Here is a 15,090-nt window from a genome sequence, read left to right as displayed (position 1 = left end):
CGGGCAACGCCTGGAACGCTGTCGCTTGCGCTTCGAAACTTGACGTCTGCGACCAGACTGCATCGGCCGTCGCGTCGGCAACGGCCAATCACATGCAGCAACGCCCACACCTCCGCCACCGCATGCCGCTGGCGACATGACGTTTGTCATCTGCGATTGTTGACTTCCGGCACCTGATCGGCGGGTGCATCCGGCGCAGCATGGCCTCACACCCAACGAGGACATCGCCATGAAGTACCGCCTGATCCCCGCCCTGTTCCTGATCGTCCTGGGCGCGCTGTTCCTGCTGGACAACCTGGGCCTGGCCCATATGGATGTCGGCAACCTGATCGCAACCTGGTGGCCGGTGTTTCTCATCGCCGCTGGCGTGCGCCAATTACTGCGCTACCGCGAGAAGGCTGCCGCGACCTGCTGAAGGCACTGCGGATCCTTCTTCTATGGCGTCTAACAGAACGTAACGAGCAGTCGCCCGGTGGGCGTGGATGGCGCGGAGGAACCGCCGTGTATGCGTGGTACGTGCCGATTCCGGGCACCGGCCGCGCCCGCCTTGCGGTGAGCGCAGTCGTTTGGGTCGCTGCTCTAAGTGCGCGGCAGGGTCACGCCGGTCTGGCCCTGGTACTTGCCGCCACGGTCCTTGTACGAGGTCTCGCAGACTTCGTCGGACTGGAAAAACAACATCTGCGCGACGCCTTCGTTGGCGTAGATGCGCGCCGGCAGCGGCGTGGTGTTGCTGAATTCCAGCGTCACATGACCCTCCCACTCCGGCTCCAGCGGGGTCACATTGACGATGATGCCGCAGCGCGCATAGGTGCTCTTGCCCAGGCACACCACCAACGTGTCGCGCGGGATGCGGAAATATTCCACCGTGCGCGCCAGTGCGAAGCTGTTCGGCGGGATGATGCAGACATCCGATTCGATGTCGACAAAGCTGCCCGGGTCGAAGTGCTTCGGGTCGACGATGGTCGAGTTGATGTTGGTGAAGACCTTGAACTCGCGCGAGCAACGCACGTCATACCCGTAGCTGGAGGTGCCGAAGCTGACGATGCGCTGGCCGGCGGCATCGTGCTTGATCTGGCCGGGCTCGAACGGCTCGATCATCGCGTGCTGCTCGGCCATGCGCTTGATCCAGCGGTCGCTCTTGATGCTCATGCGGTGTTCCTTGAAGACGGAAGGCGGCGGGCCGAGCGGCCCGCGCGAAGACGGCGAATTCTACCAGCGGCCGGCACCGGAGGCCGGCCGACGCGTTACAGCAGCGAGGCGGAAATCGGGATGCTGGCGCGCGGACGCTTGCCCAACTCTTCCGACAAGCGCCTGGCTGCGGCCAGGTAGGCCTGCGCAGCCGCAGAGTCCGGCGCTGCGATCACGATCGGCTGGCCGGCATCGCCCTGCTCGCGGATTGCGATCTCCAGCGGCAACGAGCCCAGCAAGGGCACGCCGTACTGCGCTGCCATGCGTTCGCCGCCGCCTTCGCCGAACAGATGCTCGCGGTGGCCGCAGTTGCTGCAGGTATGCACCGCCATGTTTTCGACGATGCCCAGCACCGGCACCTCGACCTTTTCGAACATCTTCAGCGCCTTGCGCGCATCCAGCGTGGCGATGTCCTGCGGCGTGGTCACGATCACCGCGCCGGCCACCGGAATCTTCTGCGACAGGGTCAGCTGGATGTCGCCGGTGCCGGGCGGCAGGTCGATCAGCAGATAGTCCAGGTCGTCCCACAGCGTATCGTTGAACAGCTGGGTCAGGGCGGAAGTGGCCATCGGCCCGCGCCAGATCATCGGAGTGTCCTGATCGACCAGCAGACCGATCGACATCGCCTCGATCCCGAACGCGCGCAGGGGCTCGATCGATTTGTTGTCCGGGCTGTCCGGCCGCCCGCTCAGGCCCAGCATCGCCGGCACGCTGGGGCCATAGATATCGGCATCCAGCACACCCACCCGCGCGCCGAGCTGGCGCAGCGCCAGCGCCAGATTCACCGCGGTGGTGGACTTACCTACCCCACCCTTGCCCGACCCCACCGCAATGACATTGCGGATGCGCGGGTGCGGCGCCAACGCGCCCTGCACCGCATGCGCTGCAACTCTGCGTTCGCCCGTCATGCGCGAGCCGCCCCTGTCAGAGCGACTGCCGCCACGCAACCAACTTCAACCATCGTGTTCATCGCTTACTCGACTTGTCGTGTGCTACGGCGCGAGCGACTTGAGCATCGCTCGGCGCTGCATCAAAAGAAGGGCGTGAGTGTAGCGGCTCGACTGGATGTGCGATGTGGCATTGCGCCAGGCCAACGGCAGGGTGCTGGGCATCCGGGTGGGCTGGATCGACACCTTTATCTCCACTCGTACCTCCACTCGCTCCGGCGTGAGCGGCGACAGATGCGGACGTGAAGCCGGAGCACGCGCGCCGCCTGTCGTACGGTCTGGTGTGGCAGCTACGTCGGCTAGGATTTCACCTCTGCGCTGTACGACAACGTGGGCCGGTTCTTCTACCTGGGAACGCCGGTGAGCTTCTGATGGCTTGATGCACATAGAAAAAAGCCCCGCTTGTCGGGGCTTTTTGCGGATTTGGCACACCTGCTGATCTTCGCTCGCCGCCGGAACACTGTGATCGACGCTGAGCTCGCTTGCGACGCGACGCAAACTGTATCGAACGTAACCATTAACTCGCGCGTGTCGCTCGAGGTCGTTTGTTTAGATGTGTTGCGCGGCGCCATTTTGTGCCGAATTCCTCACTTTCGACGCGGATCAGGACTATTTCATTAACAAATCGTTTCAAAAGCTTGCACTGCATAGCAGGCATTCATTACGTTCGGGTTAAGGCCATCTGACTCCCCGATGACCGCCCCTTATCCGAACTTCAGTTGAAAAGGTCAGGAATGAGCAATCAGTTGCGTCGCCAAGTCCTCAAACGCACCGCCCTTGCCGTTGTGCTCGGTGCTTGCCTAACCAACGGCGCGGTCTACGCGCAAAGCACCACCGGCAGCATCTACGGCAGCGCCCCGTCCGAAGCCGGCAGCACGATTGTCGTGCAGAGCGACACCGGCCTCAGCCGCACCATCACCATCGACGCCAATGGCCGCTACACGCTCGGCTCGCTGCCGGTGGGTGCCTACACCGTCACTTTGAAGCGCGGCGACCAGGTCGTCGACACCCGCAAAAACGTGCAGCTGCGCGTTGGCTCGGGCACGGAAGTGTCCTTCGCTGGCGCAGGTACTTCGGGTAGCAATGCCGATGCAACCACGCTCGGTGCAATCACCGTCACCGCCGCTAATGCACCGAAGATCGATGTCAGCTCTACCAGCTCGCGTTCGGTGATCACCTCCGAGCAGTTGGCCACCTTGCCGCTGGGACGTAGCGCCGAAGCGATCGCGTTGCTGGCACCGGGTGCGGTCGCTGGCAGCGGCGCGTTCAATAACGGTTCGCGCTCGGTGGTGTCTTTCGGCGGTTCCGGCGTTACCGAGAACGCGTACTACATCAACGGCTTCAACGTCAGCAACCCGCTCAGCAATCTTGGCGGCGTGAGCTTGCCTTATGGCGCGATCGACCAGCAGGAAACGTATACCGGTGGTTATAGCTCGCGCTACGGCCGTTCAACCGGTGGCGTGATCAGCCAGGTCGGCAAGCGCGGCACCAACGAATGGCACTTCGGTGCACAGGCGGTATGGGAGCCGAAGGCACTTGCAAGTTCGCGTGGCGATGTCTGGTTCCCGAACGCTACGCTGCCCACGAACTTCGAGTACACCGATCGTAGCCAACCGGGTACGCTCTATCGCAGCGGAAAGGACAACACCCAGACCCGTACGGTGTATAGCGCCTACGCCGGTGGTCCGCTGATCGAAGACAGGCTGTTTGTTTTTGTCGCCGGCGAAACCGATAAGACCGACGGCGTGACGACCAATGCGTTCACCGACAGCACCCAGGCGCGCAATAACTACGACTACAGCTCGCCAAAGTTCTACGGCAAGATCGACTGGAACATCAACGACAACAATATCCTGGAATATACGCGCGTCCAGAACACGGATCGCCGCTCCGGGTATTACACATCCTTCGATTACGACAGTCTTTCTGGCGGTGCGGCCACCGGCACCTATCCGGATACGTTCAAGATCAAGGACACCTATGACATCTTCAAGTACACCGGCTACATCACCGATGACCTGACGCTGAGCGCCACATGGGGCCGCAGCAAGCAGGAAAACAAGCAATTCAATCGACTGGTCTCGGATCTGCCATTCCTCGGAAGTTTTACCAACCAGGATCCGGCAATCACTGGCGGGCAACCGATTGGCAACAACCAGACCACCAACCGCGCCAAAGCCGACGACCCGACGAACAAAACCCGCAGCCTCCGTGTAGAACTGGAATACCGTTTGGGCAACCACGACCTGACCGCTGGCGTGGACAACATGTACTTCAACGCCTACGACGAAGGCGTGCGTACTACCGGTCCCGGTTATCAGTGGATCTACGGTCGCCAAACCGATCCCACGCAAGCCATCCGGCCCGGTCTGGGAGTCGGTCCGTCCGGCGGCAATGGTTACTACGCACAGCGCCGCATTTTCACCACCACGACCAGCATGGCCGTGGAACAGAAAGCCTATTACCTAGAAGATCGTTGGCAAGTCAGCGACAACTGGTTGCTGACGCTCGGCATCCGCAATGACAAGTTCACCAACTTTAATAGCGACCATGTTGCTTATGTTGACAGCGGCGACCAGTGGGCACCGCGTGTTGGCGCCAGCTGGGACGTCTTCGGCGACTCCTCGTTGAAGGTGTTCGCCAATCTGGGGCGGTACTACCTCGCGTTGCCTAACAGCGTAGCGATTCGTGGCGCGTCGGCGTCCACCTACACCGACGAATACTTCGCTTACACCGGTATCGACGCAAATGGCGAGCCCACCGGCCTGCGTTCGCTTGGCCCTGGCCCGGTGTCTTCCAACGGCGAGTACGGCCAGGCTCCCGATCCAAACTCCTTTGCTCCGACGGATCTCAAGTCGCAGTACCAGGACGAGTTCTTGGTCGGCTTCGAAAAGACACTCGGTTCAAGTTGGAACTCTGGTGCCAAGTTCACCTATCGCAAACTGCAGTCGGCCATCGACGACGTCTGTGACACCGCCAAAATCGGTGACAAGCTGACCGCCCAGGGCGGCGATGTGGATGCGGTCAGCATTCCCGGCTGCGTGATGTTCAACCCAGGGCAGACCAATACCTATAAACTGCGCAATGTCGATGGTTCTGGCTACACCAGCGTGCGCATGTCCCAGTCCGATTGGGGCTTCACCGACAAAGCACGCCGTAACTATGTCGCCGTCGACCTGTTCTTGGAACACCCCTTCGATGAGAAGTGGTATGGCCGCGTCGATTACACCTGGTCGCACAGCTACGGCAACACCGAGGGTCAGGTGAAGTCGGATATCGGTCAATCCGATGTGTCCAAGACCCAGGATTGGGACGCCGCGGCTCTCATGTACTACGCAGGCGGCAGCCTGGCTAACGACCGTCGTCATCAGCTCAAGGCCTTCGGCGCCTATCAGCTGACGCCAGAATGGATGGCGTCTGCCACGTTGCGCGTCATGTCCGGAACGCCAAAATCCTGCCTTGGTTATTTCGGCACCGACGAGAGTGATCCGATCAGCTATGGCTCGGCGTATCACTACTGCGGTGGTCAGCCGTCGCGGCCGGGCGATGCAGGCCGCACGCCTTGGACAACCAACTTGGATCTGGGCGTGACCTATCGTCCGAGCTTCGCCGACCACAAGTTGGCGTTGGGACTGCAGGTCTTCAACGTGCTCAACCAGCGCGACGTGCTGCGCGTGAACGGTGTCTACGAGACCGCACCTTCCACGGTGTCCAACACCTACGGGATCGGAACCGATACGTTCTCCTTCAATACGCCGCGCTTCGTTCGTCTCTCGGCATCCTACGACTTCTGATCGTCGGCAACGGAAGCGTCTCAATGGCGCTTCCGTTGCAGTGGATGTTCTTGCTCCAGGCCTCTGATTTCAGAGGCCTTTTTTATGCGTCACGTTTTAAGGAGCTCTCACCCAGCCAAAATCACCCGCGCCGCATTATGTCCAGGCGCACCAGTCACTCCACCACCTGGATGTGTCCCCGACCCGCACAAATACAGCCCAGGCAGCGCGCCGCGATAGGCCCCCTGCCCCAGCAGCGGGCGTGCGCTGAAGAGTTGATTGAGGCTGAGGGCGCCGTGGAAGATGTCGCCGCCGACCAGGCCGAAGATGCGTTCGAGATCGAGCGGGCTCAGAAGCTGCCGGCCCAGCACCGATGCCGCAAATCCAGGTGCGTAGCGCTCGACCGTGGCGATCATCAGATCGGCCACCTCGTCGCGGTGGTCGTCCCACTGCCTGCCGTCGGGCAGTTGCGGTGCCACGTGCTGGCAGAACAGGCTGGCGACATGCTGACCTGGCGGCGCAAGGGTGGCGTCCAGGGTGCTGGGGATCAGCAATTCGACCACCGGCTCACGCGACCATCCGAAAGCGCGCGCGTCGTGCCAGGCGCGGTCCATATAGTCCAGGCTCGGTGCCAGGATGATGCCGGCAGTCAGATGATCGCCATTGCCGGGTAATGCAGTGAAATCCGGCAGGCGCGAGAGTGCGACATTTATGCGGAACGTACCCGATCCGCAGCGGTAATGCGCAATCCGCTCGCGCGTTGCCGCAGGCACGTCATCTGGCCGCATGAGGCGCTGATACAACAGTTTCGGATTGACGTTGGCCACGACGGCGCGGGCGTGGACTATCTCTCCGTCCGCAGTAACAACACCGACCGCACGCCCCTGATCCACCAACACGTGTTCCACCGCGCAGCCGGTACGGATTTGCACCCCGTGTTCGCGCGCACTGGCGGCCATGGCCTGAGTGATCGCCCCCATACCACCGACGGCGTGGCCCCAGGCACCCTTGACCCCGTTGCTCTGCCCGAACACATGATGCAACAACACGTACGCGGTGCCGGGCGTGTAAGGGCTGGCGTAGTTGCCGACGATGCCATCGAAACCGAACAAGGCCTTGATCGGGGCGCTCTCGAACCAGCGATCCAGATACTCCGCTGCTGAAATCGTAAACAGGTCCAACAGCTCCTGGCGCAAGCTCAGCGACAAGCCCTGCACCTGCAGGCCGACCTTGCCCGCCCGCCATAGCTGCGGCAATGCCCGCAACCAGCCGCCATCGGTGACCTCAGGCGGTGGCTGCAAGGCCAGCGCGCGCAAGACATCGGCCAGTTGCTCCAACCGCGCTTCGTAAGCGGGCAATGCCGTCGCATCCCGTGCGGAAAACTTGGCGACCTCCTGCACCGTGCGGCCTGCGCCAGCCAACAAATAGTCGCCATTGGGCAGCGGCAGAAAATTGTTGATCCGTCGCGGCACCACGCGCAGGCCGTGGCGCTCGAGCGCCAGATCGGCGATGACCTTGGGCTGCAGAAGCGACACGGTGTAGGCGGCCACCGAATTGCGGAAGCCCGGATGAAATTCCTCGGTCACCGCTGCGCCGCCGACCACATTGCGCGCTTCCAACACCAGCACGCGTTTACCGGCCTTGGCCAGATACGCAGCGCACACCAAGCCGTTGTGGCCGGCGCCGATGATCAGTGCATCCAAGGGGTCAGAGGCCATGGGCATGCCCGTGTGTATAGCACCGCTCGCCCGCGCCGACTATCCGGCAACAACAGCCGGTCTGCGCAGTCGGCCGCCAGTGCCGAGCTAAACACGACGCCGCCAGTGCAGCTGATGGGACGAAGGCCAGCTGCCGCAAAAGTCGCAGCCGATGCTCAGTGCGGCAAATGCCCCTCTTATGACGTGAAGTGGGTCGAGCGCGCCGACACACCCCGCTGACGGCTTCCCGTGAGGTGCATCCAAGCCGCCACCGACACCCTGCTGGCGATCTTCAAGGCTGTCCCAAATGAAGTTCCGGCATCCACTGAGCCAAAAGCCAGGCCCTCCCGCCCGATCCTGCACACGCCGCACCCATGACCTTCGACACCATGCCATCCGGCTGGCGAGGCGTAGAGTGCCGGCCATGGCCCCGGCGACGGGGCTTCCCATTGATGCTTCTGGAGTCCTTTGTGATTCGTACACCTCATTTATTGACGCTGACCCTGGCCGTGGCCACTGCCCTGAGCGGTTGCAAGAAATCCGAAGACACCGCGCCGGCCGCCCCTGCGGGCGACACTGCGGCCACCACCCCGGCGGCACCCAAGACGCTGACCCTTGACCAGAGCAAGCTGCCGGCAGTGAACCAGTTCACCGCGGCCGACCTGGACCCCAAAAGCAACGCCTGCACCGATCTGAACGCCTACGCCAATGCCAAGTTCCTGGCCGCCAACCCGGTGCCGAGCGACCGCACCAGCTGGGGCGCATTCGAGATGCTCGACGAGCGCTCCAATGCGATCCAGCGGCAGTTGGTGGAACAAGCCGCAGCCGACAGCAAGGCCACGGGCGTGGAGAAAATCGTCGGCGACCTGTGGTCGACCGGCATGGACGAAGCCAAGATCAACGCGCAGGGCATCGCGCCGCTGAAGCCGGAGCTGGCCGCCATCGACACCATCAGCGACCAGGCCAAGCTGGTCGACTATCTGCGCACCAGCGCAGCCAAGGGCAATAACGCGCTTTTCAGCTTCGGCGCCGAAGCGGACTTCAAGAAGTCCAGCCAGCACATCGCCTACGCCATGCAGGGCGGACTGGGCCTGCCGGACCCGGAGTACTACACCAGCGCCGCCAACAAGGCCAAGCTGGAGGCATACCAGGCGCACGTCGCCAAGGTGCTGGAACTGTCCGGCGTGGCCACGGCCGATGCCGCCGCGCAGGCCAAGCAAGTCGTTGACTTCGAAACCCGTCTGGCCAAGGTCTCCAAGACCAGCACCCAGATGTCGCGCGATGCTTCGCTGGCCTATAACCCGATCTCGCCGGCCGATGCCGACAAGCTCACCCCGAACTGGTCATGGACCGAGTTCTTCAAGTCGCAAGGCGTGGCCACGCCGGAGATGTTCTCGCTGGCGATCCCGGCCTTCCACCAGGAAGTGAGCAAGATGATCGCCGACACCGACCCGGCGATCTGGCGCGCCTACCTGCGCTTCCACACCGTCGATGGCGCTTCGCCGTTCCTGAGCCAGCCGTTTGTCGATGAAAGCTTCGCGTTCTACAACAAGACCCTGCGCGGCCAGAAGGAAATCAAGCCGCGTTGGAAGCGCGTGCTGGCCACCATCAACGGTCAGGCCGGCGAAGCGCTGGGCCAGATGTACGTCAAGGTCGCCTTCCCGGCCGATTCCAAGGCCAAAATGGAGACCTTGGTGACCAACCTGCGTACCGCGCTCAAGGCCCGCATCGAAAAGCTGGACTGGATGAGCCCGGAGACCAAGACCAAGGCCATTGCCAAGTGGGAAAGCTTCACGCCCAAGATCGGTTATCCGGAAAAGTGGCGTGAGTGGAACGGTCTGAGCACGGGCCGCGACAGCTACCTGGGCAACGTGATGGCCGCGCAGGAGTTCAACTACAAGTGGAACCTGTCCAAGATCGGCAAGCCGGTGGACAAGACCGAATGGGGCATGAGCCCGCAGACGGTCAACGCGTACTACAACCCATTGCAGAACGAGATCGTGTTCCCGGCGGCGATCCTGCAGCCGCCGTTCTTCGACCCGAATGCGCCGGAGGAAATGAACTACGGCGGCATCGGTGCAGTGATCGGCCACGAAATGACGCACGCTTACGATGATCAGGGCAGCCGCTTCGGTGCCGACGGCAACTTCATCCCCGATCCGGGTTGGTGGACGCAGAAGGATCTGGCCGCGTTCAAGGCCCGCACCGGCAAGCTCGTGGCGCAGTTCGACGGCTACCGCACGCCAGCTGGCGACAAGGTCAAGGGCGACCTGACCCTGGGCGAGAACATCGCCGACCTGGGTGGCCTCAACACCGCCTACGACGCGATGAAGACCGCCACCGCCGGCAAGGACGACCCCAAGACCGACGGCATCACCCGCGACCAGCGCTTCTTCCTCAACTGGGCCACGGTGTGGCGTCGCAACTTCACCCCGGAAGAACTGCTAGTGCGCCTGAAAACCGACCCGCACGCGCCGGCCAACTTCCGCGCCATCGGTGCACCGTCGAACATGCCGGCATTCGCCGCTGCGTTCTCGTGCAAGGCGGGCGATGCGATGGTGCGTCAGGGCGACAAGCAGGTTGTGATCTGGTAACTGCGCAGTCGCTGTAGAACAACGGGCGGCGATCGAAAGATTGCCGCCCTTTTTTTGGGCACTCGCTTTTCCAGGCGCGCTCTCCGTCCATACAGCGACAGCCTGCACCAACGACTGAGGCAGACTCTCTTGGCACCGGCCAACGATGGCTCCACGCACCTGTCGACAGCTGCGTACCACGCCGTTGCATGTGGCGCGGATGCGTCTACGAAGCCATCGCGACGCGTGCCCCAATCGCGCACTGGCCTCAAGACCCGCACTACCGGCTGCGATGCGCCGCGATCTGCAATCCCGCCTGCATGCAAGCCTCAACAAAACTCAACGCATGCGCCCCTGTGGATGGGTCCGCTTATGCTCGGCGTTCATCCCAGCGACTGGCGCCCATGTCACCCACCAAGACCTCCATGCTTGCCCTTGCCCTGATGGGCGCCCTGACGGGCTGCCAACGCGGAGCGGATACCAGCAGCACGCAGGACAACACCGTCACGTCGGCTCCTGCAGCGACGCCAGCGGCGGCGAAACCTGGGTTCGATATCAGTGAACTGGATGCAGCCACCAGCGCATGCCAGAACCTGGACGATTTCGTCAATGGCCGTTGGAAAAAAGCCAATCCCATTCCGGCCGACCGTACCAGCTGGGGCGTCTCTGATGTGCTCGTGGAGAACAGCCTGACCACCCAACGCCAGATTGCCGAAGACGCAGCGAAACAGCCGGACAAGCAAGCCAATCCTGTCGCCCACAAGATCGGCGTGCTGTATGCCTCCGGCATGGATGAAGCGGCCATCGAAGCATCCGGCGACCAGCCGATCCGGCCACAGCTCGACGCAATTGCTGCACTGAGCTCAAGCAAGGACGTTGCCGACTACATCACCCGCCGTTTTGCCGAAGGCGATGCGCTGGTGTTCACTTTCGGCGCGCATGCCGACTTCAAATATGCCGACAGGCAAATCGGGTTCGCGCAAGAAGATGGACTCGGCCTGCCGACCAAGGAGTACTACACCGCGCCCGAATACGCGGCCATTCGCGAGGCCTATCTGGCCTATATCGCCAGGTCCTTCGAGCTCACCGGCAGCACCGCCGACGCTGCCAGGGCACAGGCAAGCGAGGTGCTCGCCCTCGAAACGCGGCTGGCTGCCGCCTCACTCACACGTGTCGAGGCGCGCGACCCCAAAAACCAGTATCACTTCGTCAGCACGGCAGAGGCCGACAAACTCACTCCGCACTTTTCATGGACCGGTTTCTTCGCTGCGCAAGGCATCCGCAGTGGTGCTGGCTTTTCCCTGTCGCAGCCGCGCTTCTTCGGTGAATTCGATCGCCAGCTGGCACACGCGCCGATCGCACAATGGCAGGCCTATCTACGCTTCCACACCATCGATGACGCTTCCAAGCAGCTCAGCAAGGCCTTCGTCGACAACAACTTCGCGTTCTACGGCAAGACCCTGTCAGGGCAGCCCGAGCAGCAGCCACGCTGGAAGCGCGTGTTGCGCGCGGTCAACGGCGCAATGGGCGAAGGGCTGGGGCAGCTCTACGTGGCCAAGGTGTTCACGCCTGAAGCCAAACAGCGTGCGAGCGACTTAGTGGACAACGTGCGTGTTGCGCTCAAGGCACGTATCGAAAACGTCGATTGGATGAGCCCGGAAACCAAAGCCAAGGCTATCGCCAAGTGGCAAACGTTCCTGCCAAAAATCGGCTATCCGGACACCTGGCGCGACTGGTCGGGGCTGGAGATCGTACCTGGCGCGTATTACCGCAACCTGCAGGCAGCAGCGAAGTTTAATTACCACTACGACATCGCCCAGATCGGCAGACCCACCGATCGCGCGCGCTGGTCGATGACGCCGCAGACCGTCAATGCGTATTACGACCCCAGCACCAATTCCATCAATTTCCCTGCAGGAATTCTGCAGCCGCCGTTCTTCGCTGCCACTGCAGACGATGCCTTGAACTACGGCGGCATCGGCGCGGTGATCGGGCATGAAGCCATGCACGGCTTCGACGACGAGGGAAGACAATTCGACGGCGCCGGCAACAACGTGGATTGGTGGACGCCGCAGGATCGCAACGCTTTCGAGCAACGCGCCGAGCGACTGGTCAAACAGTTCGATGCCTACACGCCGCTGCCCAGCCACCCCACGGTGCACGTCAATGGCAAGCTCAGCTTGGGCGAGAACATTGCCGACCTGGGCGGTCTCAACGTCGCCTACGATGCGTTGCAAGCAGATCTGCGCGCGCACCCGGAGCGCGCTGTCGCGATCGATGGCTACAGTCCGGATCAACGCTTTTTCCTGAGCTTCGCGCGCAGTTGGCGTGGGCACACACGCGAACAGCAGCAGCTGGTCTACCTGGCGAGCAACCCCCATGCGCCCGACAACCTGCGCGCCATTGCCCCGCCCTCGAACATGCCCTCCTTCGCCACCGCGTTTTTCTGCAAGGCCGGCGATGCGATGGTGCGGCCCGAGAAAGACCGCGTCGTGATCTGGTAGGCCGACGCGCCGGCGGCTGCAAGCGCTTTCAGCACGATGACACCAGGCACAGGCCCGCATGCGCGGGCCTGTCGCATTCATGCAAGCGGCCAGCACCGAGCACGAACCACAGCGTCCGCCCGCCTGCATGGCACGCAGCCTTGCTAAACTCCGGCGACTTTACTCTGGCCACCCTTCTTCTCGATGCCCACCATTCGTCCGCTTGCCCTCGCTCTTGGCTTCAGCCTGATCTCGCTGCTGTCCGCCCCCGACGCCGACGCCGCTCGCAAGAAGAAGGCCGCAGCGCCCAAGGCTCCAGCCGTCTCGGCGGCCTGCACCAATTTCTACGACTACGCCAACGCCAGCTGGCTCAAGGCCAACCCGGTGCCGCAGGCCGGCGCCGTCACTGCGCTGGGCCAGTTGTCCGAGCGCGCCCTGCAGCAGCAGCGCGAGTTGCTCGATGCATCGATGAATTCCCCGCAGGGCAACGTGCAGAAGTTGCTTGGCGATTTCTGGGCCAGCGGCCTGGACGAAGCAGCTGTCGAAAAGGACGGCTCCAACCCGATCGCCCCCCTGCTCTCGCGCATCGACGCGATCAAGAAGGCCAAGGATGTGCCCGCTTCCATCGCGGCGTTGCATCAGGTCGGTATTCCGGTCGGTTTCAACTTCGGCCCGGACGTGGACCTGAAAGCGCTGGACCGCCACATCGGCTACTTCATGCAGGGCGGCATGGGCCTGCCGGATCCGGCGTTCTACACCCGCACCGATGCCGACACCCAGGCGCTGATGGGCCGCTACCGCGCCTACGTCAAGCAGATCCTGGCGCTGACCGGCACCCCGGCCGACAAGCTCGACGCCGATGCCGCCTCCGTGCTGCAGATCGAAACCGCATTGGCGCGTAGCGCGCAGTCGGTGCAAGGCATCAACAACCCGTTCAACAATTACGCCCCGATCGCCACCAAGGAACTGACCAAGCAGTACAAGAACCTGCGTCTGGGCGACTTCCTGGAAGCGCAGGGCGTCAAGGACGATCTGGTGTCGATGGCCGACCCGGCCATGTTCAAGCAGCTCGACAGCATGATCGTCAGCATCAAGCCGGAACAGTGGAAGGCCTACCTGCGCTGGCGCGTGGGCGATGCCATGGCGCCGTACCTGTCCAAGAGCTTCCACGATGCCGAATACCAGTTCCGCGGCCGTCTGCTGCGTGGCGATGCGGTGCCGCCGCAGCGCTGGCAGCAGGTGCTGGACGCGATCAATATCGCCGCCGGCCCGATGCTCGGGCGCGAGTACGTGGCGCGCTACCTGAGCAACGACACCCGCCGTCAGGCCGAAGCCATCGCCGACCAGCTGCGCGACGCGCAGTTGGCCGCGCTGGAGCGCAGCGGCTGGGGCAACGGCGAAGTGATCGCCGAAGCCAAAGCCAAGCTGGCCGCAATGAAGATCGAAGTCGGCGCGCCGCGTCGCGACCTGGATTACACCGTGCAGCCGATGGGCCGCGGCAGCTTCGGCGGCAACATGCTGATCGCCTCGACCTGGCGTCACCGCGAAGAGATGAAGCGCATCGGCAAGGGCAACGCCGACCGTCGCTGGGACGTGCTGCCGCAGCAGCCGGCGGTGGCCTACGACATCGCGCAGAACCGCCTGATCGTCACTGCCGCGGTGTTGCAAGCGCCGGTGCTGACCACCGGCGGTACCCAGGCCGCGCGGTACGGCGCCTACGGTGCGCTGGTCGCGCACGAAATCACCCGTGCGATCGATGCCAAGGGCGCGCTGGTCGATGCCAAGGGCGAACTGCGCAACTGGTGGACGCCGGCCGAAAAGGCCAGTTGGACGATGCTGACCGACAAGGTCGCCACGCAGTTCTCGGCCTACCCGTACCCGGGCGTGCCCAATGCCAAGGTCAACGGTGCGCAGACCGCCGAAGAGAACCTGGCCGATCTGGCCGGCATCGAATTGGCCTGGCAGGCGTTCAACAAGGCACAGCCGGCAGCCACCGAGGCGGACAAGCAAGCCTTCTTCACTGCCTGGGCCGGGCTGTGGGCGCAGCAGTTGTCGCCCAACGAAGCGGTGCAGCGCGCAAGCGCCGACATCCGCGCACCGGGCCAGTGGCGCACCAACGGTCCGCTGTCGAACCTGCCGGAATTCGGTGCAGTGTTCAGCTGCAAGGCCGGCCAACCGATGCAGCGCGTGGATGCAGACCAGATCAAACTCTGGCGCTGATCCTCGCAAAGGTTAGGCAATAAAAAAGAGCGCGGATTCCGCGCTCTTTTTTTTGTTTGTGGCATTCGTTGGAAGGCGTGTCGTCCGTGATCCGTGCTGGCTTCTGCGTCTGCCATTCTTCTAGGAATGGCCTTGGCCGCGATGAGGTGTTCCCGATAATGCCCATCGCGGCCAAGACCGCTCCCGCTGATCACGCGGAACAACGCCGC

At 62.9% G+C, this 15,090-nt stretch carries 8 protein-coding genes and 1 other RNA gene; 5 read left to right on the top strand and 4 right to left on the bottom strand.

The annotated features are described in order from the left end of the window. The first annotated feature begins 229 nt into the window (after positions 1-229). The gene (locus M0D43_RS19160) at positions 230-415 is read left to right on the top strand and encodes a LiaI-LiaF-like domain-containing protein (RefSeq protein ID WP_252162627.1); all 186 of its coding nucleotides are present in this window, start codon (positions 230-232) and stop codon (positions 413-415) included. A 27-nt stretch (positions 416-442) separates the two neighbouring features. Here the strand turns inward: M0D43_RS19160 and M0D43_RS19155 are convergent. The 3 genes from M0D43_RS19155 to apbC all read right to left on the bottom strand — a co-directional run bounded on the left by M0D43_RS19155 (position 443) and on the right by apbC (position 2,096). Further along, positions 443-518: non-coding RNA, sX9 sRNA (locus M0D43_RS19155), on the bottom strand. 61 nt (positions 519-579) lie between these two features. Further along, positions 580-1,149, bottom strand: a complete 570-nt coding sequence (gene dcd, locus M0D43_RS19150; protein WP_005912996.1) for a dCTP deaminase — start codon at positions 1,147-1,149, stop codon at positions 580-582. Positions 1,150-1,244: 95 nt separating this feature from the next. Then, entirely contained in the window at positions 1,245-2,096 is an 852-nt protein-coding gene (apbC, locus tag M0D43_RS19145) for an iron-sulfur cluster carrier protein ApbC (RefSeq protein WP_260807484.1), read from the bottom strand. 773 nt (positions 2,097-2,869) lie between these two features. Between apbC and M0D43_RS19140 the strand changes: the two genes are divergently transcribed. After that, the gene (locus M0D43_RS19140) at positions 2,870-5,929 is read left to right on the top strand and encodes a TonB-dependent receptor (protein ID WP_252162626.1); all 3,060 of its coding nucleotides are present in this window, start codon (positions 2,870-2,872) and stop codon (positions 5,927-5,929) included. A 107-nt stretch (positions 5,930-6,036) separates the two neighbouring features. Here the strand turns inward: M0D43_RS19140 and M0D43_RS19135 are convergent, their stop codons facing one another. After that, positions 6,037-7,632 (bottom strand): phytoene desaturase family protein, encoded by a 1,596-nt coding sequence (locus M0D43_RS19135; protein ID WP_252162625.1) that lies wholly within the window; start codon positions 7,630-7,632, stop codon positions 6,037-6,039. A gap of 425 nt (positions 7,633-8,057) precedes the next feature. Here M0D43_RS19135 and M0D43_RS19130 point away from each other — a divergent pair, with 425 nt between their 5' ends. The 3 genes from M0D43_RS19130 (at position 8,058) to M0D43_RS19120 (ending at position 14,881) form a co-directional block, all read left to right on the top strand. After that, the gene (locus tag M0D43_RS19130) at positions 8,058-10,199 is read left to right on the top strand and encodes a M13 family metallopeptidase (protein WP_252162624.1); all 2,142 of its coding nucleotides are present in this window, start codon (positions 8,058-8,060) and stop codon (positions 10,197-10,199) included. 383 nt (positions 10,200-10,582) lie between these two features. Then, entirely contained in the window at positions 10,583-12,682 is a 2,100-nt protein-coding gene (locus M0D43_RS19125; RefSeq protein WP_260807482.1) for a M13 family metallopeptidase, read from the top strand. A gap of 183 nt (positions 12,683-12,865) precedes the next feature. Then, complete coding sequence (locus M0D43_RS19120) at positions 12,866-14,881, top strand: M13 family metallopeptidase (RefSeq protein ID WP_252162622.1); 2,016 nt, start codon at positions 12,866-12,868, stop codon at positions 14,879-14,881. Positions 14,882-15,090: the final 209 nt, after the last annotated feature.

Origin of the sequence: Xanthomonas prunicola, from assembly GCF_025266575.1 — a bacterium.
Lineage (GTDB): Bacteria > Pseudomonadota > Gammaproteobacteria > Xanthomonadales > Xanthomonadaceae > Xanthomonas > Xanthomonas prunicola.
The sequence above is the reverse complement of the archived record's forward strand: the minus strand, read 5'-3'. Positions and strand labels throughout refer to the sequence as shown.

What these genes read in the sequence shown, in the direction of transcription:
- dcd (WP_005912996.1), bottom strand. Translation starts at nt 1,149, where the DNA reads ATGAGCATCAAGAGCGACCGCTGGATCAAGCGCATGGCCGAGCAGCAC.
- M0D43_RS19120 (WP_252162622.1), top strand. Translation starts at nt 12,866, where the DNA reads ATGCCCACCATTCGTCCGCTTGCCCTCGCTCTTGGCTTCAGCCTGATC.
- M0D43_RS19125 (WP_260807482.1), top strand. Translation starts at nt 10,583, where the DNA reads ATGTCACCCACCAAGACCTCCATGCTTGCCCTTGCCCTGATGGGCGCC.
- M0D43_RS19160 (WP_252162627.1), top strand. Translation starts at nt 230, where the DNA reads ATGAAGTACCGCCTGATCCCCGCCCTGTTCCTGATCGTCCTGGGCGCG.
- M0D43_RS19135 (WP_252162625.1), bottom strand. Translation starts at nt 7,632, where the DNA reads ATGCCCATGGCCTCTGACCCCTTGGATGCACTGATCATCGGCGCCGGC.
- M0D43_RS19130 (WP_252162624.1), top strand. Translation starts at nt 8,058, where the DNA reads ATGCTTCTGGAGTCCTTTGTGATTCGTACACCTCATTTATTGACGCTG.
- apbC (WP_260807484.1), bottom strand. Translation starts at nt 2,096, where the DNA reads ATGACGGGCGAACGCAGAGTTGCAGCGCATGCGGTGCAGGGCGCGTTG.
- M0D43_RS19140 (WP_252162626.1), top strand. Translation starts at nt 2,870, where the DNA reads ATGAGCAATCAGTTGCGTCGCCAAGTCCTCAAACGCACCGCCCTTGCC.